This window comes from Pseudonocardia sp. OZ21 (assembly GCF_059359135.1).
The window spans coordinates 67,355-90,276 of sequence record NZ_JCADBN010000012.1; the positions used below are offsets into that span (position 1 = coordinate 67,355).

The 22,922-nt window shown below is 71.3% G+C and carries 21 protein-coding genes; 14 read left to right on the top strand and 7 right to left on the bottom strand.

The window, feature by feature from the left end:
• The first annotated feature begins 47 nt into the window (after positions 1-47).
• The 6 genes from AC5L35_RS25490 to AC5L35_RS25515 all read left to right on the top strand — a co-directional run bounded on the left by AC5L35_RS25490 (position 48) and on the right by AC5L35_RS25515 (position 6,504).
• Positions 48-1,088, top strand: a complete 1,041-nt coding sequence (locus AC5L35_RS25490; RefSeq protein WP_495062218.1) for a carbohydrate kinase family protein — start codon at positions 48-50, stop codon at positions 1,086-1,088.
• Positions 1,085-4,348 carry an HAD-IA family hydrolase gene (locus tag AC5L35_RS25495; RefSeq protein ID WP_495062219.1) on the top strand — a complete coding sequence of 1,088 codons (3,264 nt, stop codon included), beginning with the start codon at positions 1,085-1,087 and terminating at the stop codon, positions 4,346-4,348. The genes AC5L35_RS25490 and AC5L35_RS25495 overlap by 4 nt, the downstream gene beginning before the upstream one ends.
• Positions 4,349-4,429: 81 nt before the next feature.
• Positions 4,430-4,801, top strand: a complete 372-nt coding sequence (locus tag AC5L35_RS25500; protein WP_495062395.1) for a helix-turn-helix domain-containing protein — start codon at positions 4,430-4,432, stop codon at positions 4,799-4,801.
• A 57-nt stretch (positions 4,802-4,858) separates the two neighbouring features.
• Positions 4,859-5,281, top strand: a complete 423-nt coding sequence (locus AC5L35_RS25505; RefSeq protein ID WP_495062220.1) for a VOC family protein — start codon at positions 4,859-4,861, stop codon at positions 5,279-5,281.
• Positions 5,282-5,335: 54 nt separating this feature from the next.
• Positions 5,336-5,614: a hypothetical protein gene (locus tag AC5L35_RS25510; RefSeq protein WP_495062221.1), complete on the top strand. Its 279-nt coding sequence runs from the start codon at positions 5,336-5,338 to the stop codon at positions 5,612-5,614.
• Positions 5,611-6,504, top strand: coding sequence for a diacylglycerol/lipid kinase family protein (locus AC5L35_RS25515; RefSeq protein WP_495062222.1), 894 nt, complete (start codon positions 5,611-5,613; stop codon positions 6,502-6,504). The genes AC5L35_RS25510 and AC5L35_RS25515 overlap by 4 nt, the downstream gene beginning before the upstream one ends.
• On the opposite strand, the gene AC5L35_RS25520 is transcribed toward AC5L35_RS25515, so the two are convergent.
• Together AC5L35_RS25520 and AC5L35_RS25525 are read right to left on the bottom strand one after the other, a co-directional pair.
• Complete coding sequence (locus AC5L35_RS25520; protein ID WP_495062223.1) at positions 6,497-7,135, bottom strand: TetR/AcrR family transcriptional regulator; 639 nt, start codon at positions 7,133-7,135, stop codon at positions 6,497-6,499. The genes AC5L35_RS25515 and AC5L35_RS25520 overlap by 8 nt on opposite strands.
• Before the next feature lie 43 nt (positions 7,136-7,178).
• Positions 7,179-8,513, bottom strand: coding sequence for an MFS transporter (locus AC5L35_RS25525; RefSeq protein ID WP_495062224.1), 1,335 nt, complete (start codon positions 8,511-8,513; stop codon positions 7,179-7,181).
• 220 nt (positions 8,514-8,733) lie between these two features.
• Between AC5L35_RS25525 and AC5L35_RS25530 the strand changes: the two genes are divergently transcribed.
• Together AC5L35_RS25530 and AC5L35_RS25535 are read left to right on the top strand one after the other, a co-directional pair.
• Positions 8,734-9,786, top strand: coding sequence for a Rieske 2Fe-2S domain-containing protein (locus AC5L35_RS25530; RefSeq protein WP_495062225.1), 1,053 nt, complete (start codon positions 8,734-8,736; stop codon positions 9,784-9,786).
• Positions 9,787-9,794: 8 nt separating this feature from the next.
• Positions 9,795-10,040 carry a hypothetical protein gene (locus tag AC5L35_RS25535; protein WP_495062226.1) on the top strand — a complete coding sequence of 82 codons (246 nt, stop codon included), beginning with the start codon at positions 9,795-9,797 and terminating at the stop codon, positions 10,038-10,040.
• 12 nt (positions 10,041-10,052) lie between these two features.
• Here the strand turns inward: AC5L35_RS25535 and AC5L35_RS25540 are convergent, their stop codons facing one another.
• The gene (locus AC5L35_RS25540) at positions 10,053-10,457 is read right to left on the bottom strand and encodes a RidA family protein (RefSeq protein ID WP_495062227.1); all 405 of its coding nucleotides are present in this window, start codon (positions 10,455-10,457) and stop codon (positions 10,053-10,055) included.
• Positions 10,454-11,227, bottom strand: a complete 774-nt coding sequence (locus AC5L35_RS25545) for an IclR family transcriptional regulator (RefSeq protein WP_495062228.1) — start codon at positions 11,225-11,227, stop codon at positions 10,454-10,456. The genes AC5L35_RS25540 and AC5L35_RS25545 overlap by 4 nt, the downstream gene beginning before the upstream one ends.
• A gap of 135 nt (positions 11,228-11,362) precedes the next feature.
• Here AC5L35_RS25545 and AC5L35_RS25550 point away from each other — a divergent pair, with 135 nt between their 5' ends.
• Genes AC5L35_RS25550 through AC5L35_RS25560 form a run of 3 tightly spaced genes read left to right on the top strand, consistent with a single transcriptional unit; the run spans position 11,363 to position 15,803 of the window.
• Entirely contained in the window at positions 11,363-12,658 is a 1,296-nt protein-coding gene (locus AC5L35_RS25550) for an amino acid deaminase (RefSeq protein WP_495062229.1), read from the top strand.
• Positions 12,659-12,672: 14 nt separating this feature from the next.
• Positions 12,673-14,280 (top strand): N-acyl-D-amino-acid deacylase family protein, encoded by a 1,608-nt coding sequence (locus AC5L35_RS25555; protein ID WP_495062230.1) that lies wholly within the window; start codon positions 12,673-12,675, stop codon positions 14,278-14,280.
• Positions 14,281-14,327: 47 nt separating this feature from the next.
• Positions 14,328-15,803, top strand: a complete 1,476-nt coding sequence (locus AC5L35_RS25560) for a GntP family permease (protein WP_495062231.1) — start codon at positions 14,328-14,330, stop codon at positions 15,801-15,803.
• Here AC5L35_RS25560 and AC5L35_RS25565 read toward each other — a convergent pair.
• Positions 15,724-17,274, bottom strand: coding sequence for a SulP family inorganic anion transporter (locus AC5L35_RS25565; protein ID WP_495062396.1), 1,551 nt, complete (start codon positions 17,272-17,274; stop codon positions 15,724-15,726). The genes AC5L35_RS25560 and AC5L35_RS25565 overlap by 80 nt on opposite strands.
• 251 nt (positions 17,275-17,525) lie before the next feature.
• Between AC5L35_RS25565 and AC5L35_RS25570 the strand changes: the two genes are divergently transcribed.
• Positions 17,526-17,993, top strand: coding sequence for a winged helix-turn-helix transcriptional regulator (locus AC5L35_RS25570; RefSeq protein ID WP_495062232.1), 468 nt, complete (start codon positions 17,526-17,528; stop codon positions 17,991-17,993).
• Between the two features lie 28 nt (positions 17,994-18,021).
• On the opposite strand, the gene AC5L35_RS25575 is transcribed toward AC5L35_RS25570, so the two are convergent.
• Positions 18,022-18,804: a TetR/AcrR family transcriptional regulator gene (locus AC5L35_RS25575; protein ID WP_495062233.1), complete on the bottom strand. Its 783-nt coding sequence runs from the start codon at positions 18,802-18,804 to the stop codon at positions 18,022-18,024.
• Positions 18,805-18,929: 125 nt separating this feature from the next.
• On the opposite strand from AC5L35_RS25575, the gene AC5L35_RS25580 reads away from it, so the two are divergent.
• Positions 18,930-19,703: a DUF8817 family protein gene (locus AC5L35_RS25580; protein ID WP_495062234.1), complete on the top strand. Its 774-nt coding sequence runs from the start codon at positions 18,930-18,932 to the stop codon at positions 19,701-19,703.
• Here the strand turns inward: AC5L35_RS25580 and AC5L35_RS25585 are convergent.
• A complete protein-coding gene (locus AC5L35_RS25585; RefSeq protein WP_495062235.1) occupies positions 19,681-20,868 on the bottom strand; it encodes a nitroreductase family protein in 1,188 nt (395 codons plus the stop codon). The two genes, AC5L35_RS25580 and AC5L35_RS25585, sit on opposite strands and share 23 nt — an antisense overlap.
• Before the next feature lie 318 nt (positions 20,869-21,186).
• Between AC5L35_RS25585 and AC5L35_RS25590 the strand changes: the two genes are divergently transcribed.
• Positions 21,187-22,890, top strand: coding sequence for an AMP-binding protein (locus AC5L35_RS25590; protein ID WP_495062236.1), 1,704 nt, complete (start codon positions 21,187-21,189; stop codon positions 22,888-22,890).
• Positions 22,891-22,922: the final 32 nt, after the last annotated feature.

A 22,922-nucleotide genomic window follows, 5' to 3' on the forward strand; every position in this document is an offset into this window, starting at 1 on the left:
GGCTGACGCACTCGGTACACCGGTTCTCGTCGAGAGGAGTGGAGCGGATGTTCGTCGTCGTCGGGGAAGCGCTCGTGGACCTGGTCGGGCAGCGCGGCAGCCGCACTCTCGTCGCACATCCCGGCGGGAGCCCGGCCAACGTGGCCCTCGGACTGGCGCGGCTGGGGGACGAGGTGACGCTCATGACGCGGCTGGGCCGCGACGCACTGGGCGAGATGGTCGCCGCGCATCTGCGGGCCAGTGGTGTCCATGTCGAGAGCGGCCCCAACCACGGCACCTCCACCAGCCTCGCGATCGCCACCCTCGCCGCGGGGATCGCGACCTACGACTTCCGCATCGAGTGGGACATCGACACGCTCGAGCCCCTCCCGATCGAGACGCGCTGCCTGCACACCGGCTCGCTGGCGACCGCCCTGACACCGGGCAGCACGAACGTCGAGGACCTCATGGAACGGGAGCAGCGGCGGGGCCGGACGACGATCTCCTACGACCCCAACGTGCGGCCCGCGCTGCTCGGCTCACCCCACCACGCGCGCCCCGGCATCGAGCGTCTGGTCGGTCTGTCCGACGTGGTCAAGGTCAGCGACGAGGACCTGCTGTGGCTCTACCCCGACCGCCGGGACGAGGACGTGGCCAGGGACTGGCTCGGGCGAGGGCCGGCGCTCGTCGTCGTGACCCGCGGTGGCCGGGGCGTCTACGCCGTCACGGCGAACCTGGAACTGCGGCGACCGGCGCAGCCGATCGACCTGGTGGACACGGTCGGGGCCGGTGACTCCTTCACCTCCGGCCTGCTCGACGGCCTTCGCCGAGCCGATCTGATCGGCGGCGCGCGGCGCGCTGCCCTCGCGGCGATCGACGAGTCCACGCTCCTCAGCGTCGTGGGTGCGGCGGCCCTCGTCGCGGCGATCACCTGCTCCCGGCCCGGCGCCGATCCGCCCACGCGGACCGAGGTCGACGCCGCCGCCGACACCGCGCGATCGTCCACGACCGTCACGGCGCCGCTCGGCGGCTCACGAGGGATCGCCCCACCCGGTCCCGAGCCCGCCGCGCCGTCCCCGGTCGCACCCGAGCAAGGGAGACAGCGATGAACCGCACGGCGATGAACCGGACCGCGGGCTTCAGCGGCGCGATCTTCGACGTCGACGGCGTGCTCGTCGACTCGCCGCACGAGCTGGCCTGGCGCGAGGCCTTCAAGTCGTTGATGGAGGGCGAGTGGAGCGACATCCGGGACCGGACGAGCTGGACTCCCGAACGCTTCACCCCGGCGGTCTACCAGCAGGTGATGGCCGGGATGCCGCGCATGGCGGGCGCCCGGGCGGCGATGGAGCACTTCGGCGTGCCCGACATCGACGCGCGGATCCAGCAGTACGCGGATGCGAAGCAGGAGCACGTGATCATCCTGATCGACCAGAGCCGCTTCATGGCGTTCCCGGACGCGCTGCGCTTCATCCTCGACGTGAAGGCGATGGGCGTCCCGGTGGCGGCCGCGTCGTCGTCGAAGAACGCCAAGCTGTTCCTCGACCGGATCCGCCTGGACCTGTTCGCCGCCGAGCAGCGGATCGACCACGACTTCATCCACCCGGGCATGACACTGTCCCAGCTCTTCGACGCCGACATCTCCGGGCGTGACTTCCCGAAGGGGAAGCCGGACCCGACGATCTTCCTCACCGCAGCGGAGGAACTCGGTGTCGACCCGGCCGACTGCGTCGTCACCGAGGACGCGACCAGCGGCATCCAGGCCGCCAAGGCGGCGGGGATGGCCGCGCTCGGGGTGGCCCGGCTGGACGACCGGGACATGCTCCTGGAAGCGGGTGCCGACCTCGTCGTCACCACGCTGGACGACGTCTCCCGGCGAGCCTTGCGCCACGGGTACGTCGAGGAGCGGCGCGCCGCAGGCGAGATCCGGCAGCGGCGCACGCAGCAGCCGTCGAGCGTGTGGCGGCTCCGGTACGACAGCTACGACCCCGCCCGGCAGGGCCTGCGGGAGGCGCTGCTCGCGCTGGGCAACGGCTACCTGGTCACGCGCGGCGCCCTGCCCGAGTCGGACGCCGACGACGTGCACTACCCCGGCACCTATGTCGCGGGGCTGTACGACCGGGCCGAGACCGAGGTCGCCGGGCGGATGGTCGAGAACGAGGACCTGGTCAACGTCCCGAACTGGCTGCCGCTGCGCTTCCGGATCGAGGGCGGCCAGTGGTTCGACGCCGGCCGCGCCGACGTCTCCGAACACCGCTTCGAGCTCGACATCCGCCGGGGGGTGCTGACCCGGGACATGACCTGGCAGGACGCCGAGGGACGGCGGACCAGCATGACCCAGCGCCGGTTCGTGAGCATGAAGGACGAGCACCTCGCCGGGCTGGAGACCACGTTCACGGCGGAGAACTGGTCGGGCCGGCTCGAGGTCTCCTCCGGGCTGGACGGCCGGGTCGTCAACTCGGGCGTGAAGCGCTACCGCGACCTCAACGGTCGCCACCTTCAGGTGCTGGGTCACGGTGAGGTCGACCCGGAGACCGTCGACCTGCAGGTCGAGACGCTGCAGTCGCACGTGCGGGTCGCGGTGGCCGCGCGCACGCGGGTGCTGCGCGACGGACAGCGCCACGATGTCGACCGGCGGCTCGTCGAGGAGCCCGGGTACGTCGCCCACGAGCTGGGCATCGACCTCGAGGAGGGGCGGCCAGCGACCGTGGAGAAGATCGTCGCGCTGTACACCTCGCGGGACCGCGGGATCTCCGAGAGCCGCGACGACGCCCGGCTGGCCGCCGCCACGGCGGAGGACTACGCCGCGCTGCTGGCCCGGCACGAGGGCGCGTGGAACAGCCTCTGGAACCGCTTCGACATCCAGCTCGACAGTGCCAACGAGTGGACCGAGACGGTCCTGCACCTGCACATCTTCCATCTCCTGCAGACCATCTCGCCGCACACGCAGCACCTGGACGTCGGCGTACCGGCCCGGGGCTGGCACGGGGAGGCCTACCGGGGCCACGTCTTCTGGGACGAGATGTTCATCTTCCCGTTCTTCAACTTCGAGCGCCCGAGCCTGGCCGCGGCCCTGCTGCAGTACCGCTACCAGCGGCTCGACACGGCCCGCGCCGCGGCCCGCGCCGCGGGGTACGAGGGCGCGATGTTCCCGTGGCAGAGCGGGGCCACCGGTCGCGAGGAGACCCAGGAGGTCCACCTCAACCCGAAGTCGGGCCGCTGGCTCCCCGACCACTCGCACAACCAGCGGCACGTCAACATCGCCATCGCCTACAACGTCTGGCAGCACTACATGGTCACCGGGAGCACGGGGTTCCTGCGCTTCACCGGTGCTGAGCTGCTGATCGAGATCGCCCGGTTCTGGGCCAGCGCCACCACCTACGACGCCGACGAGGACCGCTACGAGATCCACGGCGTGGTGGGGCCGGACGAGTACCACGAGGGATACCCGGACTCCGACGAGCCGGGGCTGCGCAACAACACCTACACCAACGTCATGGCGGTGTGGGTGCTCCAGCGGGCGCTCGAGACGCTCGACGTCCTGCCGCCGCACTACCGCGATGAGCTCGTCGCGGAGCTCGGCATCCGGGACGAGGAGCCGGAGCGCTGGCGGGACATCACCAAGAAGATGAAGGTCGTCTTCCACGCCGACGGGGTGCTCACCCAGTTCGAGGGCTACGAGGACCTGCCCGAGTTCGACTGGGAGGGCTACCGGGAGCGCTACGGCAACATCCAGCGGCTGGACCGGCTGCTGGAGGCCGAGGGCGACAGCACCAACCATTACAAGCTCGCCAAGCAGGCCGATGTCCTGATGCTGCTGTTCCTGCTCTCCCGCGACGAGCTGCGCGGGCTGCTGCACAACCTCGGCTACGAGGTGAGCGCCGAGCAGCTCACCCGCACCGTGGAGTACCACCTCGACCGGACCTCGCACGGCTCCACGCTCAGTGGCGTGGTGAGCGCCTGGGTGATGGCGCGCTACCACCCCGAGGAGGCCTGGCGGTTCCTGCAGCAGGCACTGGAGAGCGACGTCAGCGACGTCCAGGGCGGCACCACGGCCGAGGGCATCCACCTCGGGGCGATGGCCGGGACCGTCGACATCGTGCTGCGGTGCCTCACCGGCATGCGGGCACTCGGGTCGGTGCTCCGCTTCGAACCCGCACTGCCGCCGGAGGTGAAGGAGCTGCGGTTCAGCGTCCACTATCGCGGCCAGCGCGTGGACGTCGACCTGGCCGAGGACCGCATCCGGCTCAGCGCCCGGCCGGGCGGCGCCACCCCCGTCCACCTCCTCGTGCACGGTCAGGCGGTCGAGCTCGCACCCGGTCAGGAGCGGGAGCTGCCACTGGAGCGCTTCTCCTCCGGTGGCGGCGGCTAACCTGCCTCCGTGACGCGCCCCGGCCCCGACAGCGGGCCCCGGCCCGGAACCCGCAGCGCGGTCGAGGACAGCAACCGCCGGATGCTCCGCGCGCGGGACGCGATGGACCGCACCTACGCGGAGCCGCTCGACGTTCCTGCCCTCGCCCGGATCGCGTTCGTCTCACCCGCGCACTTCAGCCGGACGTTCCGGGCCACCTTCGGCGAGACGCCGCACCGCTACCTGCAACGGCGCCGGGTGGAGCGGGCGATGTTCCTGCTGCGGACGTCCGGGCGCAGCGTCACCGAGATCTGCGTGGACGTCGGCTTCACGAGCCTGGGCACGTTCAGCCGGACGTTCCGCGACATCGTCGGCGAGTCACCCTCGGACTACCGCAAGCGCGGCGGCACGCCGGCCGACGCGGTGCCGACCTGCTTCGCGAAGGCGTGGCTGCGCCCGGCCGGGCCGCGGTGAGAGCCTGAGCAGTTTCGGATAAGCAGCGGCCGCCGCCCGCGCCCTAGATTTCTGCACATGCTGAAGAACATCACGCAGTCCTCGATCGTCGTACTCGACCAGGACGAGGCACTCGACTTCTACGTGAACAAGCTCGGGCTCGAGCTCCACGCCGACCAGGACCTGGGCTTCATGCGCTGGCTGACCGTCCACGTCCCCGGCGACCCCGAGCGGCAGATCCTGCTGGAGAAGCCCGGTCCCCCCGCGATGGACGAGGCCACGGCAGCCCAGGTGCGCGAGCTGGTCACGAAGGGCGCGATGGGCGGCTGGCTGTGCATCAGCACCGACGACCCGCAGAAGTCCTTCGAGACGCTGAAGGCCCGCGGCGTCGAGATCACCGACGAGCCCTCCGAGAAGCCCTACGGCGTCGACTTCGGGATCCGCGACCCGTTCGGCAACGCCATCCGGATCGGCAAGCTGAACCCACCGGCGGACGCCTGACACCGGGACACCCCTGCCCGGATGAATTCCCCCACCTGCGGGTACAACGCCCGTGTGAATCGATTCGGTCCTTTCGCCCGGCGCTACTTGCGCGACCGGGCGCCCGGTGGCCGGGTGGTGCCCCGGCCGTACGTCCAGGGGGACCCCCCGGTGCCCGGCAGGCGCAGGCGCGGCCGGTTCGGCTTCTGGGGCCCGGTGCCCTTCTACTCGACCAGGACCCGCCGCGGGTCGGAGGTCTCGGTCGGGGGCTGCGGCTGCTGCCTGCCCATCCCGCTCCTGGTCACGGCCGGTGCGGTCGGACTGCTGCGCACGGTCTGGCGGCAGCTGCGATGACCGGGCCCGAGAAGTTCGACCGGATGGTCGTGATCTTCAACCCGAACAGCACGGGACGGGCTCCCGAGCTCGCCGAGGAGCTTCGCGCCGAACTGGCGGAGCGGTTGCCGGACCTGCCGGTGACGATGAGCCCCACCCAGCACGCCGGGCACGGCCGCGACCTGGCCCGCGACGCGGCGGCGGCCGGTGGCCGACCGCTGATCGTCTCCGTCAGCGGGGACGGCGGTTACAACGAGGTCGTCGACGGCGTCATGCAGGCCGGCAACCGCGACGTGGTCTGCGCGGTCATGGCGGCGGGCAACGCCAACGACCATCGGCGGACCATCCGGGAGCGCCCGCTCGCCGACGCCGTGGTCGCAGGCGAGGCGTACCGCATCGACCTGCTCCGCATGACCATCGGCACCGGCCCCGATGCGCGCACGCACTACGCCCACTCCTACATCGGGCTCGGGCTGACGCCGGTCGTCGCCGTCGATCTGGAGAAGGGGGGCAAGGGCTCCATCCGGGAGATCGTGTCCGTGGTGCGGACCTTCGCCCGCTTCCGCCCCTTCACGATCGAACTGGAGGACGGGAGCCGCCGCAGCGTCGACAGCCTGCTCTTCGCCAACATCTCCGAGATGGCCAAGTTCGCCACTCTCAGCGAGGGCGGACGGCCCGACGACGGCCGGTTCGAGGTGATCACGGTGCCGCACACGGCGAAGTGGCGGATCCTCGGCGTCGCCATCAGGGCGGCGACGCGCGGGCTGGGTCCGCAGCCCACCGCCACGCGCTACGGCTTCACCACGCTCAAGCCGACCCCGCTGCAGCTCGACGGCGAGGTCATCGCACTCGACCCGGGCACCCCCGTCTGCGTGGAGGTGGCCCCCCGGGCACTCGCGACGATCAGCTGACGGGCCCGGGAGCGGCGCTGCGGAGCATCAGCAGGGCGGACGCGCGCAGGTCGGCCAGGGCGTCCGGCCTGCCGGACAGATGCCGGAGCAACGCCATCTGGAAGGCGCCGTCGAACATCGTGTAGGCCGACGACGACGTGATGGCGGGCCGCACGCCCAGCAGTTCGGCGTAGCGGTGGACGACCCGCCAGACCATCCGCTCGATGCTGGCGTCGATCTCGAGGACGTCGGCGCGGAAGGACTCCTCGAACAGCGCCTGCGCCCGCAGGTCGTACCAGAGGCGGTGCAGCTTGCTCTCCTCGCGCACCGACTCGACGAGACCGTCGGCGAACCGGCCGGCGAGCCCCTCAGGTGAGTCGGCCTCCACCACGAGCCGGTCGTAGCGGAGCACGCACTGCGCCTTGTACTCCCGGACGCAGCACGTGATCAGGTCGACCTTGTCCGTGAAGTAGTAGTGCAGGACACCGTGGGAGAACGCGGAGTTCTGCGCGATCTCCCGGAGGCTGGTGCGGGCGTAGCCCAGCTCGGACAGCGTCTGGATCGCCGCCTGGGCCAGTTCCTTGCGACGCTCGGCGAACTTGCCTGCCGACGGCCGTGAGGGCCGGGGGCGCTTCGCCTCGGCTTCGGTCACCGGTGCGCCCGAGGCGGGTGCGCCGCGCATTCCGTCCCGGCCCTCACGCTGCCGGCACGACTGCTGCCCTGGCCTGCAACCTGCCGGCCACGACCGTGCCGATCCCGGCGAGGACCACCATGAACGTGAGGTAGACCGATACGCCCCAGACACCGGCGGACGAGGCCAGCAGCAGGGTGGCGATGATCGGCGCGAGGGCGCCGCCGAGCACCGAGCCGAGCTGGTAGCCGATCGAGGCGCCGCTGTAGCGCACCTCCACCGGGAACGCCTCGGCGGCCACCGCGGCCGACGGCCCGTACATCGGCGCGGCGCCCGTGCGCCCGAGCACCACGGCGATGAAGACGACCACCGGGATCGCGGTGGCGAGCAGCGGGAGGAAGACGATCGCGACGATCCCGGTGGAGATGGCGCCGAAGAGGATCATCCGGTGCCGCCCGATGCGGTCCGACAGCGAGGAGAAGTACAGCGACAGCGGGATCTCCAGCAGCGCGGCCACGAGCACGGCGGAGATCATGAACGTGTTGGGGAGCCCGAGGGTGGCGGTCCCGTACTGGATGGCGAAGGTGGCGGCCATGTAGCCCATCGTGGTGATGCCGGCGAAGATCCCGATGCCGCAGAGCACCTGCGGCCAGTGGTCCCGCGCGACCGTGATGATCGGCAGGCGCATCGACGGTGCGGCCTTCGCGGCGGCGGCAGCGGCCACGAACTCGGGGCTCTCGGTGACCTTGAGCCGGACGTAGAGCCCCACGGCCACCAGCGCGGCGCTGACCAGGAACGGGATGCGCCAGCCCCACGAGGTGAACTGCTCGTCGGTGAGCGTCGCGGCCAGGACCAGGAACACGAGGTTCGAGGTGATGAGCCCGATCGGCACCCCGAGCTGGGGGAAGCTGCCGTAGAGCCCGCGCCGGTTCTCCGGGGCGTGCTCCACCGAGATCAGCACGGCCCCGCCCCACTCACCGCCGACGGCAAGGCCCTGCACCACCCGCAGCAACACCAGCAGGATCGGGGCGGCCACCCCGATCTGCGCGAAGTTGGGCAGCACCCCGATGAGCGCGGTCGCGACGCCCATCGACACGAGCGTGGTGACGAGGGTCCGCTTCCGGCCAATCCGGTCGCCGAGGTGACCGAAGACCACCCCGCCGATGGGGCGCGCGAGGAACCCGACGGCGAACGTGCCGAGAGCGGCCAGGGTGCCGGCCAGCGGGGAGGCGCCGGGGAAGAACTGGCCGCGGAACACGATCACGGCGGCGAGGCCGTAGATGAAGAAGTCGTACCACTCGATGGACGTGCCGACGAGGCTGGCCACCGCCACCCTGCGCACCTCGGCCGGCGTTGCCGGGGCCGGTGCATCCGGCGGGTACTCGGTGGACGAAGACATCTGCACTCCTATGTGGAACACCTGTGGCCCACGCCGCCCGGCCGGGGCGACGGATGGCAGCACCCTGCACCGGGGACGATCAGTGCGCTATCACTCTTCCGCATGCTGAAAAGACATTTCCGGTGATCCTCGCGAACACCCAGGACACCGACGGGATTACCTTTCCGCCATGTGGCAAGGGGGTTCGGTCACCCGCTTCTCCACCGGAACATGCATAGGTATGACAACGATCCCGCGCGACCAGTGGTACGTCGCGGCCTACGGCCGCGAGATCGGGCGCGACCTGTTCTCCCGCACCGTCTGCGGTGAGTCGATCCTGTTCTGGCGCACCGAGGCCGGCGAGGTCACCGCCATGTCGGACCGGTGCGTGCACCGCCGCTTCCCTCTCTCCCAGGCTCCGAGCCGGCTCGTCGGCGACGCGGTGGTCTGCGGCTACCACGGCTTCACCTACGGCGCCGACGGCGCGTGCGTCGCGGTGCCCGGCCAGACCCGGGTCCCGCGCACCGCCCGGCTGCGCAGCTACCCCGTCGTCGAGCAGGACTCGTTCATCTGGGTGTGGATCGGCGACCCGGCCCTGGCCGACGGCACGCGCATCCCGCGGGCGCCGTGGCTCACCTCGCCCGGCTACGCGACGGTGTCGGGGATGGAGCCGCTCGCAGCCCGCTTCGGCCTGCTGGTGGACAACCTCATGGACCTCTCCCACGAGACCTACCTGCACGGCGGCTACATCGGCACCCCCGAGGTGGCCGGCACGCCGATCACCACGGAGGTCGACGACGGGGCCGGCATCGTCTACGTCAGCCGGCACATGGACGACGCCGAGTGCCCGCCGTTCTACGCGAAGTCGACCGGCCTGACCGGGCGGATCGCACGCTGGCAGGACATCGAGTACACGCCGCCGTGCCTGTACAAGCTGCACAGCCGGATCGCGCCGGTGGGTTCCGTGCCGAACCCGGACGGCACCGACCCCGATGCCTTCCACGTCGAGGTCGTCTACGCGATCACCCCGGAGACCGAGCACAGCACCCACGACTTCTGGGCGGTCGCCCGCGACTTCGCACTCGACGACACCTCGGTCTCGGACTTCCTCGCCGAGCAGAACCGCACCGTCGTGCTGCAGGACGTCGCCGCGCTCGACGTGCTGGAGCAGGTGATCGCCACCGAGCCGGCGGGCTACCAGGAGCTGTCCATCAACATCGACACCGGCGGCCTCGCCGCCCGCCGGATGCTCACGGCGATGCTGCACGAGCCGGCCACGGCGGCGGCGAGGTGAGCCCGGGCATGGACATCGAGCCCATCCGCATGCTCACCGGACCCGGGGTGCTGCGGGTGGTGTGGCTGCCGGGCAGCGACCAGTTGCAGGGCACCTGCCACTGCGGCGCCGTGCACGTGGCCGACGGGCCGGTCGAGGTGTGGGACTGGCTGCTCGCCCATCCCGTGGGACACGAGCGGCACCGCGGGACCGGCGACGGAGAGCCACCCACCCCGAGGCGGAGCTCACCCGCGCCCGTGCCCGCGTTCGCCTGATCCGCGAGCGTCTCAGCCCACCACGGCCAGCGCGTCGACCTCCACCAGCATGGCCTCGTGGGGCAGGCCGACGATCACCGTGGTGCGGCCGGGCAGTTCACCGCTCGGCACGTGCTCGGCCAGGAACTCCGCGTACACCTCGTTCATGGCGGCGAAGTCGCCGCGGCTGGTGAGGTAGACCCGGAACATCACGACGTCCTCGACGCTCGCGCCGCCGGCCTCCAGGATCGCGCGGACGTTCTCGAGCGTGCGCCGGGTCTGTGCCCTGACGTCCCCCGCCCCGACGTACTCACCGGTCGCCGGGTCCATCGGGGTCTGCCCGGAGACCTGGAGGATGCCGCCCTTGCGCACCCCCTGGCTGTAGGTGTGCGCCGGGGCGGGGGCGTCCGTCGTGCTCACGATGGTCTTGCCGGTCATGCCAGGCCTTTCGTCTCGGTCGGGGTCTCGGGCTGCCAGCCGCAGTCGCGGGAGATCCGCTCGGTGACGGCCAGCAGCGGGGGCAGCAGTTCCAGGAGCCGGTCGTAGGTCAGGACGATGTCGGGCACGGAGACCGACACCGCGGCGCCCACCCGGCCCGACGCGCTCCGCACGGGCGCGGCGATGCAGTTGATGGAGGGCTCGTTCTCCTCCCGGTCGCAGGCCCAGCCCTGCTCCCGGACCGTCGCCAGCTCGGCGAGGTAGTCCGCGCGCCGCGTGATCGTGCGGGGCGTGGCGGGCGTGAAGGCCAGACCCGCGAGGACGGCGTCGCGCTCGACGGGCGGGAGGTCGGCGAGCAGCACCTTGCCTGCGGCCGTGGAGTGCACGGGAGCCCGCAGCCCGATCCGCGACGCCATCCGCACGCGGTCGTGCGACTCGAGCTTGTCGATGTAGACCACCTCGTCGCCTGCCAGCTCGGACAGATGGGTGGTGCGGCCGTGCTCCCGGTTGAACGCCGCGAGGTGCGGTGCCGCGATCCCGCGGACCTCCCGCTGGTCCAGCCCGCGCGAGGACAGCTCGAAGATCCGCGCCCCGAGGTGGTAGCGGTGCCGGCCGTCGCGGAAGACGAAGTGCTCGCCCGCGAGGGTGCGCAGCAGCCGCAGCACCGTGGTCTTGTGGACCCCCAGCGCGGCGGCGAGCTGGTCGAGCGTCGCCGGGCCGGTCCCGAGCTGGACGAGGATGCGGAGCGCTTTGCCCAGGCTGTGGCTCATCGTGGCGCCGTCACCACCGGCCCTCCCTCACGTGTGATCATTTGACGGGTTCGGTTAGCAATGCTACAACCCGTGGATCACCCTCTGCAACGGACGTTGCGTAGGGCGCAACCCGGCAGTGCGAGGGGGATCCGCGTGGACACGACCGTCGCCACCCGCCGACCGGACGCGCTGGACAAGTCGCTGCCCGTGGCCGCGGACGGGGCGCCGGTCGCCGAGTTCCTCGCCGGACTGCCGCGGCTCTCGTCCTTCAGCACCCCGCTGCTGGTGCTGACGTCGTCGGTGATCGACGCCAACGTGTCCCGGATGGCCGAGTGGTGCGCCGCGCGCGGGGTGGACCTCGCGCCGCACGGCAAGACGACGATGGCGCCCGCCATCTGGCAGCGCCAGCTCCGGGCCGGAGCCTGGGGCATCACGGTGGCGACGCCGAGCCAGCTGCGGGTGGCGGTGGCGTCCGGGGTCGGTCGCATCCAGCTCGCGAACGCGCTGGTCGACCCGGTCGGACTGACCCGCGTCGCTGCCGCTCTGGACGCCGATCCGGACCTGCAGGTGCTGAGCTGGGTCGACTCCGTCGACGCCGTCGAGGCGATGACCACCGTGCTCGCCGACGCCCGCCCGCACCGTCCGCTCACCGTGCTCGTGGAGCTGGGCGCACCGGGCGGCCGCACGGGCGCCCGCGACCTGCCCACTGCGCACGCGGTGGCCGCGGCCGTGACCGCGAGCCCGCGCCTCTTCCTGGGCGGGGTCAGCGGGTACGAGGGCGCGCTCGCCCACGACGCCTCCCCCGGCGCGCTCGGCGCCGTCCGCGGCTACCTGGGTGACCTCGCGGCGCTGCACCGGGAGCTGGTCGAGACCGGTGCCTACGCCGGAGCGCCCGAGGTGGTCGTCACCGCGGGCGGCAGCGCCTACTTCGACGACGTCGCCGACGTTCTCGGGCCGCTGGCCGATCCCGCGGGCGCGGCGGGCGTGCCCACCCGCGTCCTGCTGCGGTCGGGCGCCTACGTGATCCACGACGACGGCTTCTACCGGGGAATCTCCCCGTTCTCCCGGACCCACGGCGAGCCGCTGCGATCGGCCATGCACGCGTGGGCGCGGGTCGTCTCCCGTCCCGAGCCGGGCCTGGCCCTGCTCGACGCGGGCAAGCGCGACGTCCCGTTCGACGAGGGGCTGCCGGAGCCGCAGCTGGTGACCGACCGGCTGGGCGGCCCGGTCACGGCGCTGTCCGGCGCGGAGATCACCGCCGTGAACGACCAGCACTCCTTCCTCCGCATCGACCCGGCCTCGACACTGCGGGTGGGGCAGGTCGTGCGGCTCGGTCTCTCGCACCCGTGCACCGCGTTGGACAAGTGGCAGTGGATTCCCGTGATCGCCGACGACGCCGACGGCGAGACCGACCCGGTCGTGGTCGATCTCCTCCGGACCTACTTCTGAGCAGGGGGACCAGCGTGCGCACCCTCATCCGGTCCGCGACCGTCGTCGACGGGACCGAGCAGCCCCGCTACGGCGCGCACGTGCTCGTGGACGGCGCCCGGATCGCCGAGATCTCCCGCGACGGGGGTGCACCGCCCGCCGCCGACCGGGTCATCGATGCCGACGGCCTGGTGCTCGCGCCCGGCTTCATCGACATGCACGCCCACTCGGACCTGCAGATCCTCACGTCGCCCGAGCACCTGCCCAAGATCACCCAGGGCGTCACCACCGAGCTGCTCGGTCAGGACGGGCTGTCCTACGCGCCGGTCGACGACGCCGCGCTGGCCATGCTCCGGAAGAAGATCGCCGGCTGGAACGGCGACCCCGCAGGCTTCGACTTCTCCTGGCGCAGTGTCGGGGAGTACCTCGACCGGCTCGACGAGGGGATCGCGGGCAACGCCGCGTACCTGGTGCCGCACGGCGTGGTCCGGGCCCTCGTCCTGGGCTGGGACGACGTCCCGGCCACCGCGGCCGACATCACGGCCATGCAGCGGATCGTCCGCACCGGCATGACCGAGGGCGCCGTCGGGCTCTCCGCCGGGCTGACCTACACCCCCGGCATGTACGCCGACTCGGCCGAGCTGCTCGCGCTGTGCCGGACGGTCGCCGAGCTCGGTGGCTTCTTCGCCCCGCACCACCGCTCCTACGGCAAGGGAGCCCTCGAGGCCTACGCGGAGATGATCGACCTCAGCACGCGGTCCGGGTGTGCCCTGCACCTGTCGCACGCCACCATGAACTTCGGCCCGAACAAGGGCCGCGCGGGCGAGCTGCTCGCCGTGCTCGACCGGGCCGTCGAGGCCGGCACCGACATCACCCTGGACACCTACCCCTACCTGCCGGGCGCCACCACGCTGTCGGCGGTGCTGCCCAGCTGGTCGTCGGCGGGCGGCCAGGACGCCACGCTGGCCCGGCTGCGCGACCCCCACGACCTGGCCCGGATCCGCGAGGACCTGGAGGTGCGCGGCTCCGACGGCTGCCACGGCGTGGTCGCCGAGTGGGACACCATAGAGATCAGCGGGGTGACCCGCCCCGAGCTCGACGACACCGTCGGCCGGACCATCGCGCAGCTCGCGCAGGCACAGCGCCGCGACCCGTTCGACGTGTTCGTCGACATCCTGCTCCGCGACGAGCTGGGCACCGGGATCCTGCAGCACGTCGGCCACGAGGAGAACGTCCGGGCGATCATGCGTCACCCCCGGCACACCGCGGGGAGCGACGGCATCCTCGTCGGCGCGAAGCCGCACCCGCGGGCCTGGGGCACGTTCCCCCGCTACCTCGGCCACTACGCGCGCGACCTGGGCCTGTTCACGCTCGAGGAGTGCGTCGGGCACCTCACCGGCCGGGCGGCCGCCCGGCTGCGGCTGCGTGACCGCGGCCTGGTCCGCCCCGGGTACGCCGCCGACCTGGTGCTGTTCGACCCCACGACGGTTGCCGCCACCACCACCTTCGAGCACCCGCAGCAGCCTGCCGCCGGCATCCCCTACGTCTTCGTCAACGGCGAGGCCGCCGTGGCCGACGGCGAGCGCACCGGCGCCATGGCGGGCCGGGCGCTGCGCCGCCGCCCCGACGGCGACGTGACCTGACCTTCCCCCGGACTCCCCTCCTCCCTCCCTCCCTCCCGGAGCCGCTGATGAATGCCTTCGTGCACTGGCTGCAGCACGACACGGCCGGCCTGCTCACGCTCGCGGTCCTGAGCGTCGCCGTCCTGCTGCTGCTGATCATCAAGGTGAAGCTCGAACCCTTCATCGCCCTGATCGTGGTCGGGGTGCTCGTCGCGCTGGCCGCAGGCGTGCCGATCGCCGAGCTGGTGGGCACGCCGATCAAGTCCTCCGACTCGCTGCTCGAGACGGGGTTCGGGTCGATCCTCGGCCACATCGCCCCCATCATCGGCCTGGGCACGGTGCTCGGCGCGATCATGGAGCGCTCGGGCGGCGCCGACGTGCTGACCACCCGGCTGCTGCGGTTGTTCGGCCCGAAGGGCGCTCCCCTGGCCATGGGCCTCACCGGCCTGATCCTGGGCATCCCGGTGTTCTTCGACATCGGCATCTTCGTGCTGGCGCCGCTGGTCTACGTGGCCGCCAAGCGAGGCGGCCGGTCGCTGGTGCTGTACGCGATGCCGATGCTCGCCGGCCTGTCGATGACGCACGCGTTCCTGCCACCGCACCCGGGGCCCGTCGCCGCTGCCGGCCTGCTGGGCGTCGACCTGGGCTGGCTCATCATCATGGGTCTCGTCTGCGGCATCCCGGCCTGGCTGGTCAGCGGCGTGTGGTGGGGCTCCTACATCGGCAAGCGGGTGCTCGTGGACGTGCCCGACGAGTTCGTCCCCGCCGAGCCCGATGACCCTGAGAACGACAGCGCAGGGAAGGACGGCGCACGGAAGGACGCCGCAGGGGACGACGCTCCGGCGGGCGGCGTCGCGACGGCGGTCCGCACCCGTCCGCCGTCGGTGGCGCTGATCAGCTCGGTCATCCTGCTGCCGATGGTGCTGATCCTGGGGGCCACCATTGGCACCGTCGTGCTCCCCGCCGGCCCCGCGCAGTCGGTGCTCATCTTCCTCGGCACGCCGACGATCGCTCTGACCGTCGCCGTGCTCGTGGCCATGTACCTGCTGGGCATCCGGCGCGGCTTCGGCGTCGCCGAGCTCGGTCGCATCACCGGCGAGTCGCTCAAGCCGATCGGCATGATCCTGCTCGTCGTGGGCGCCGGATCGTTCTTCGGTGCGGTGCTGCGGGCCACCGGCGTCGGTGAGGCACTGGCGGGCTCGATGACGGCGGGCGGACTCCCGGTGATCGTCTCGGCCTATCTGATCAGCTCGGCCCTGCGGCTGGCCCAGGGCTCGGCCACCGTCGCCATCGTCACCACCGCGGGCATCATCGAACCCATCGTGACGGCGGGCGGCTACTCGCACGCACAGATCGCGCTGATCGTCATCTCGGTGTCGGCGGGGTCGATCATCGCGAGCCACGTCAACGACGGTGGTTTCTGGATCGTCGCCAAGTACTTCAACATGTCGGTCAAGGACACGCTCAAGACCTGGACGGTCCTGGAGACGATCCTGTCCGTGGTCGGCTTCGCCATGGCCGTTCTGGTGTGGCAGGTGGTGTAGCGCCCGGGGTGAGGTGGCCGGCCAGTGCGGCGTGGCGGGAGCGGCTGTTCTCGTTCATCCCGGTGATGGTGACCGCCTTCGCCTTGCTTGCGTACTTGGCGGTGATCGCGTCGAGCGCGGCCACACTGGAGGCGTCCCAGATGTGCGCCTCCGACAGGTCGATCACCACATCGGCCGGATCACCGGCGTAGTCGAACGCGAAGACGAGATCGTTGCTGGAGGCGAAGAAGAGCTGGCCGGTCACCCGGTACACCTTCCGGGTGCCGCCGGGCTCGACCAGCGAGGTGACCTCGACGAGGTGGGCCACCCGCCGCGCGAACAGGACCGTGGCGACGAGCACCCCGACCGCGACGCCGTAGGCGAGGTTGCTCGTCGCGACGGTGACCGCGACGGTCGACAGCATCACCGCCGTCTCGCTCTTCGGCAGCCGGCGCAGCGTGGCCGGGCGGACGCTGTGCCAGTCGAACGTGCCCACCGAGACCATGATCATGACCGCGACGAGCGCCGCCATCGGGATCAGCGCGACGACGTCGTCCAGCACCACGACGAGGATCAGGAGGAACACCCCGGCGAGGAAGGTCGACAGCCGCGTGCGCGCTCCGGCCACCTTCACGTTGATCATCGTCTGGCCGATCATCGCGCAGCCACCCATGCCACCGAAGATGCCGGTCACGATGTTGGCCACGCCCTGACCCCAGGATTCGCGCCTCTTGTCCGAGTGCGTGTCGGTGATGTCGTCGACGAGCTTGGCCGTCATCAACGACTCCAGGAGCCCGACCGCGGCGATCGCGAGGGCGTAGGGCAGCACGATTCGCAGCGTGTCGAGGGCGAACGGAACGTCGGGGATCCCCGGGACAGGCAGGCTGTCGGGCAGCGCGCCCTGGTCCCCCACCGTCGGGACAGCCACGCCGGCGCCGACGGTGACGAGGGTGAGCACGATGATCGCCACCAGCGGCGCGGGCACCGCCGTGGTGAGCCGGGGCAGCCCGACCAGCACCACGAGCGCCACGGCGACGAGGGGATAGACCATCCAGGGCACGCCCGTCAGGTGGGGCAACTGGGAGACGAAGATGAGGATCGCCAGCGCGTTGACGAAGCCGACCATCACGCTGCGCGGCAGGAACCGCATGAGGCGCGCGACGCCGACAAGTGCGAACGCCACCTGGAACACTCCGCCGAGTATCACCGCGGCCACGAGGTAGTCGAGACCGTGTTCGCGCGCCAGCGGGCCCACGACCAGTGCGACCGCACCGGTGGCGGCCGAGATCATCGCCGGGCGCCCTCCGGCGAAGGCGATCGTCACCGCCATCGTGAAGGACGCGAAGAGCCCGACCCGCGGGTCCACGCCCGCGATGATCGAGAAGGCGATCGCCTCCGGGATCAGCGCCAGCGCGACGACGAGGCCCCCGAGGACCTCGATACGCAGTCGGCGCGGAGTCGGCCACGGGACACGGGAACGGAACACGGGCAGGGTCGACACAGGGGATGCCTTGATCACTTTCATCGGGGAGCGGAGGTGTGAGCCGCGGACATCGGGACTCGGCACGCTCGAATCTATCTCCCGTCAGAGGTGGCAGCCGAAATGCGGGCAGGGGCAACCCTCGGCTCCGCCCGCGAGACCGGATCGCCGGCCTGCTACCCACCGTGAGGCGCACGGCACAGCTGCATTGCTGTCTCGAAGCCAGCTGCGGCCGATCGAGCGGATCGTCCTAGTCTTGACGGGTGGACGTCGACGGGAACGAGCCGACATGCTCGATCGAGCGGAGCCTGCAGATCCTCGGTGAGCGCTGGACGCTGCTCATCCTGCGCGACGCGTTCCGTGGCCTGCACCGGTTCGCCGACTTCCGCCGCAGTCTCGGGATCGCCCCGAACCTGCTCAGCACTCGCCTGAGGACGCTCGTCGACGCCGGCCTCCTCGAGACCCGCGGCTACCAGGAGCCCGGCAGCCGCACCCGCGTCGGTTATCACCTCACGTCGTCCGCCCTGCGGCTGCGCCTCATCCTGGCGGCCCTGCAGCAGTGGGGCGACGAGGAGCGGCCCCGGCCCGCCGGACCGTCCTCGCTCCGCCGCTCCCGCACCACGGGCCGTCCCCTGCGGGTCGCCCTCGTCGACGACGAGACCGGCAGGGAGGTTCCGCTCGAGGACCTGACGTTCCTCGCCGCCACACCGGAGGTGTCCCGACCCGCCTGACGCGACGTCGCGCGGCGGGCACCTCAGCTCAGGGGCCCGGCGAGGTGATCCGGGCCTGGATGCCGGCGAGAATGGTGTCCAGGCCGAAGGTCAGCGCGTGCTCGGGATGCTGGGCGGCGTCGAACTGCGCACCGACCGCGCCACCGATCCGGGCGGACACGATGAGCTCGTCGTCGGCCATGACCTGGTCGAGGACCGGGGCCACGACGGCCCACCATTCGGCATCCGACATCCCCGACTCGGTCCGGGTCCGCGAGACGTTGCGGTGCGCGCGGGCCGTGCTGTCGACGTGGCTGAGCACCAGGGTGAGGGCGGCATCCATCTCGACGTCGGACAGGCCGATGCCGTCGAGTGGGCGCAGTTCTACCTCGTACTTGCGGCTGATGTGCGGCCCGAGGGTCGGCCGGGACGAGCGGATGTCCAGCAGCCACGGGTGCCGCTGGTAGAGCGCCCAGTTCCGCTCGGCGACGAACCGCATCGCCGCGCGCCAGTCGCCGACCCGGCTCGCGGCCGCTACATCCCCGCCGCCGTTCCCGTCATCGCCGTAGAGCTCGGCGCAGACCGCGTCGACCATCAGCGCGGTGAGGTCGTCCTTGCCGGGCACGTGCCCGTAGAGCGACATCGCGCCGACGCCCAGCCGGTCGGCCACCTTCCGCATCGAGACGGCGTCCAACCCGTCGACGTCGGCGATCTCGATACCGGCGGCGACGATCGCGGGCACCGTCAGGCCCGAGCGTCCCGGGCTGGGATGGTGGCCCCACAGCAGGTAGATGCTGCGGGCCAGGTCGGGCGCCGGGGAACGTCGAGCCACTGGTCGTGCCTTCCTGCTGAACAGCTGTCCGTCCAAGCGCGCCGGCCGAGTGTGGAGGGGTGCTGCTCGCCGCTCCCGGACAGCGTACCGTACGGTTCACGGTACAGCGTACGGTACGCTGCACGATGGAGGTCGCCGTGGCCGACGAGAAGACCGTGCCCCTGCTGCCCTGCCCGGACATCGACGAGATCGAGGCGTTCTACGCGATGCTGGGGTTCACCCGGACCTACTACCAGACCCGCCCCAACCCGCACGTGGCGTTGCGGCGTGGGGACATCGACCTGCACTTCTTCGGTATCCCGGGCTTCGACCCCGCGGACTCCTACGGGTCCTGCCTGGTCATCGTGCCCGACACCGGGGAGCTGTACCGGGCCTTCGCCGCGGGGATGCGCGCGGCCCACGGCAAGATCCTGGTCGCCGGGATCCCCCGGATGACCCGGCCGCGCCTGCGCAAGAACGCCGACAACCTGTCCGGGTTCGCCGTCATCGACCCGGGCGGCAACTGGATCCGGATCCACGCCGCTGCCGGCGAACCCGCAGCCGACACCACTGCCGCGCAGCCGGCCCGGAGCAGGCTCGGGAAGGCCCTGGACAACGCCGTGGTCATGGGCGACTCGCGCGGGTTCGAAGAGCAGGGCGTGCGCATCCTGGACACCGCACTCGGCCGGGACCTGTCCACGTCGACGCCGGTCGACCTGGTCAACGCCCTGGCCTACCGGGCAGAACTCGCCGCCAGGACCGACGATCCGGGCGGCGCCATGGAGTTCCTGACCCGGGCAGGCGCGGTCGCCCTGACCGACGCCGAGCGGGTCACGCTCGCCGACACCCTCACCGGTCTGCGCGACCTCGCCGCCGCCCTGCCGACCAGCCCTGAGCTCAGCTCTCGGCGAGCGCCTTGACACCGGCGAGGGTGGCGGCGATGTTCGCCCGGATGACGCGGAACCGGCCGGTCCAGATCTCCTCGGCCTGCTCGGCGTTCTGCTGGGCGACGGCCGATGTGGCGGAGGTCCCGGGCCCGACGAGCATCGAGTGGGTGACCCGGGTGCTGCCGCCGGACAGCGGTTCCAGGCGGAACGTCCAGCGGGCCGACGGGCGTTCGCGGTCGCCGACGATGTAGCCGAACTCGTGCGGCGGCTCCCACCGCTCGATCCGGCAGGGCGTGGTCCAGAACAGCCCGTCCTCCGCGAGCCGGTCGATCGCCGGATGCCCGGCGTCCGTGGTGGCGTTCGAGCCGCGGAAGCACGCGCCCGGCCCGGGCTGCTGGTTCTCGTCCCAGGTGGCACCCGTGGCTTCGGCGCTGAACCGCGACGGCAGCGTGATGTCGCTGACCAGCTGCCACACCCGCTCGGCCGGAGCCTGCACGTCCACGTCGAGGCTCACCCCCCGTCCCTCACCCGAATGAGCCCGCTCCTGCTCGGGCACCGTGCTGGGGGTGAATCCCCACTGGTCGAAGAAGGTGATCTCGCCGGCCGGACGTCGGGGAGCGGGCTGGAAGTCGCCGCCGGTCGTGTAGGCCACCGGGAGCAACACGATTTGCGTGACACCGTCCGGAATGCCCAGCAGCTCGGCCACCTCCTGTGCGCGCTGCAGGTGCAGAGTGGTCCATGCGGTCCCGATTCCTCGAGCCCGGGCGGCGAGGCAGAAGCTCCATGCCGACTGGATGACCGAGTCGAACAGACCGGGCCTGCCGCCGCCGTCGTACGCGCCGTAGATCGTGACGATGACCAGAGCCGGCACCCGTTCCAGGTTCTCGGCGAGGTGGGCCGCCGAGCCGGCCACCCGCCCGCTTCGCCCGTCCGCCTGGTCGGCCCCCGCCCGCAGCCCGGCGAACAGGCTCGATCCGGCCTCTCGGTACAGCTGGGCGATGCGTTCCTTCGTGGCCGGATCGCGCACGACCACCCACCGCCTGCTGGCCTGGTCGGAGCCGGAGGGCGCCTGTTCGGCCAGGTCGATCAACCGCAGCACCACCTCGTCGGGTACCGGCCGGTCCAGGTCGAGTCGCTTGCGCACCGCCCTCGTGGTGCTGAGCACGTGGTCGATCCGGTCGAGGTCGAAGGACGTCATCAGATCCCTTCCGATGGGTGGTCGATGCGGGTCACCTGATTCCGAGCCGTCTGACCGACCCGCTCGATACAGCTCGACCATAATCTATCGACGATTACAGGGTCACCCGGTCGGTGCGCAGACTGTCCTCTCCGACCGGATATCTATTCACAATGGGATTCCAGAGTCATTTCTCTTCCCGCCGCTCAGCGCAAGGGGCAGGCCTGTTCAGGTGGGATAAAAATCACAGTCCAATCATGATCTGATCCATACCACCGGGCTGCACGTGTAATTCGTAAGTGGCTCGAAAGGTGCGACTCCGTCCTGGGAGGAGATGCGATGGCCAACCTGACCGAAGAGGTCGTGCGGCGTGGGGTCACAGCGCCGCTGGGGTTGCGACCCACCCCACGATGGGGCCGGATCTACCGCTCGCGCGGAGTCTGGCGCGATCAGACACCCGTGTCCGACCTGCGGCGATGGCGTCGGAAGACCCCGGACGCCGTGGCGATCACCGCCCACCGCACCGAACACGGGGTCCGGCACCTCACGTACCGGGAATATGCCGCGTACGTCGAACGGTTCGCCGGCGCGCTGCACGAACTGGGCGTGCGCCGTGGCGACGTGGTGGCGATCCAGCTGCCCAACTGGTGGCAGGTCAGCACCCTGGTTCTCGCCTGTGCCCGGGTCGGTGCCGTGACAGTTCCGATCACCACCAGCATTCGTCCGCGCGAGCTGGAACGCATGCTCGCGATGCTCGGGGCATCGGTGTGCGTCACCGTCGACCGTTGGTCCGGATTCGACCATTCGGCGGCATTGGCCGAGATCGCACCTCGGCTGCCGCACCTGCGGCACCGGGTGGTGCTCGGTGACCACGTGCGCGACGGCGAGGTCGACTTCGTCCGGCACTTCGAGGACGTGCCGTGGGAACAGTGGCACGGCATCAGCCTCGACGACCCCGGCGAGGACCCGGACCAGGTCTCCGTGGTCACGTTCACCTCCGGCACCACCGGATCGCCGAAGGCCGTGCTGCACACCTTCAACACGTTCCATGCCGGCGTCTTGCCCGTCGCGGTCGAGGACGAGCTCGGGCCGGACGATCGGCTGTTCACCCCGCACTCCCTCACCCACGGGTGGGGGGTGAAGTTCGGGGTCCTGCTCCCGCTGCTGGTGGGCGCCCGCTCCGTGGTGATGGACACCTCGGAGCCGGATGCGGCGCTGCGCCTGCTCGCCAGCAGCGGCGCGACGTTCGTCGTCGCCACCCCGGGGTTCCTGACCGAGCTGACGGCAGTGGCCCGGCAGCGCTGCGAACGGCTGCCCACCGTGCGACGGATCGTGACCGGCGCCGTCCCCGTCGCACCCGAGGTGGTCACCGAGGTCGGCGAATGGTTCCGCGTGGTCCCGCAGGCGGCGTGGGGGATGTCCGAGGTCATCGGCGGCACCCGGACCCGGATCACCGACCCGATCGACTGGCCGACCCGCAGCGACGGCTCACCGCGCGCCGACCTGGAGATCGACCTGCGCGGCGACGGGGAGATCACCTCGGAGCGGCCGGCCCGGCTCTTCGTACGCGGCGCCAGCGTCTGCCTGGCCACCGTGAACCGCGACACGGGAGCGACCGTCGTGCTGGCCGACCACGATCACGGGTGGTACGACACAGGTGACATCGTTGTCCCGGATGGCCGCGAGGGCATCCGGCTGGTCGGCCGGACGGGCGACCGCATCGGTGGACTCGCCATGATTCCGGTGCTCGACGTGGAGCAGGCGCTGCGTCGTCATCCGGCAGTACGAGAGGTGGCGCTCGTGGGTTATCCCGACCCGCAAGGCGGAGAGCTGGCCTGCGCCGTGGTCGTGCCCGACGCGCCGGTGACCCTGGCCGACCTGCGCCACCATCTGGCGACCCTGCAGATGACCGAGTGGTACCGCCCCAGTCGCCTGGAGATCCTGCCGGCGCTGCCGCGCAACATCATGGGCAAGGTCGAGAAGGACCGGCTCCGGCGGTGGTTGCGTGACGGCACTGCGGTCGACCAGGGGCCGCCCGAATGACGGTCCCGTACCGGTCCCGCACCGACCCGACC

Bases quoted from the DNA above. Each gene is read 5' to 3' on its own strand.
- AC5L35_RS25490 (WP_495062218.1), top strand. From the start codon at position 48: ATGTTCGTCGTCGTCGGGGAAGCGCTCGTGGACCTGGTCGGGCAGCGC.
- AC5L35_RS25495 (WP_495062219.1), top strand. From the start codon at position 1,085: ATGAACCGCACGGCGATGAACCGGACCGCGGGCTTCAGCGGCGCGATC.
- AC5L35_RS25500 (WP_495062395.1), top strand. From the start codon at position 4,430: ATGCTCCGCGCGCGGGACGCGATGGACCGCACCTACGCGGAGCCGCTC.
- AC5L35_RS25505 (WP_495062220.1), top strand. From the start codon at position 4,859: ATGCTGAAGAACATCACGCAGTCCTCGATCGTCGTACTCGACCAGGAC.
- AC5L35_RS25515 (WP_495062222.1), top strand. From the start codon at position 5,611: ATGACCGGGCCCGAGAAGTTCGACCGGATGGTCGTGATCTTCAACCCG.
- AC5L35_RS25525 (WP_495062224.1), bottom strand. From the start codon at position 8,513: ATGTCTTCGTCCACCGAGTACCCGCCGGATGCACCGGCCCCGGCAACG.
- AC5L35_RS25530 (WP_495062225.1), top strand. From the start codon at position 8,734: ATGACAACGATCCCGCGCGACCAGTGGTACGTCGCGGCCTACGGCCGC.
- AC5L35_RS25535 (WP_495062226.1), top strand. From the start codon at position 9,795: ATGGACATCGAGCCCATCCGCATGCTCACCGGACCCGGGGTGCTGCGG.
- AC5L35_RS25540 (WP_495062227.1), bottom strand. From the start codon at position 10,457: ATGACCGGCAAGACCATCGTGAGCACGACGGACGCCCCCGCCCCGGCG.
- AC5L35_RS25545 (WP_495062228.1), bottom strand. From the start codon at position 11,227: ATGAGCCACAGCCTGGGCAAAGCGCTCCGCATCCTCGTCCAGCTCGGG.
- AC5L35_RS25560 (WP_495062231.1), top strand. From the start codon at position 14,328: ATGAATGCCTTCGTGCACTGGCTGCAGCACGACACGGCCGGCCTGCTC.
- AC5L35_RS25580 (WP_495062234.1), top strand. From the start codon at position 18,930: ATGGAGGTCGCCGTGGCCGACGAGAAGACCGTGCCCCTGCTGCCCTGC.
- AC5L35_RS25585 (WP_495062235.1), bottom strand. From the start codon at position 20,868: ATGACGTCCTTCGACCTCGACCGGATCGACCACGTGCTCAGCACCACG.
- AC5L35_RS25590 (WP_495062236.1), top strand. From the start codon at position 21,187: ATGGCCAACCTGACCGAAGAGGTCGTGCGGCGTGGGGTCACAGCGCCG.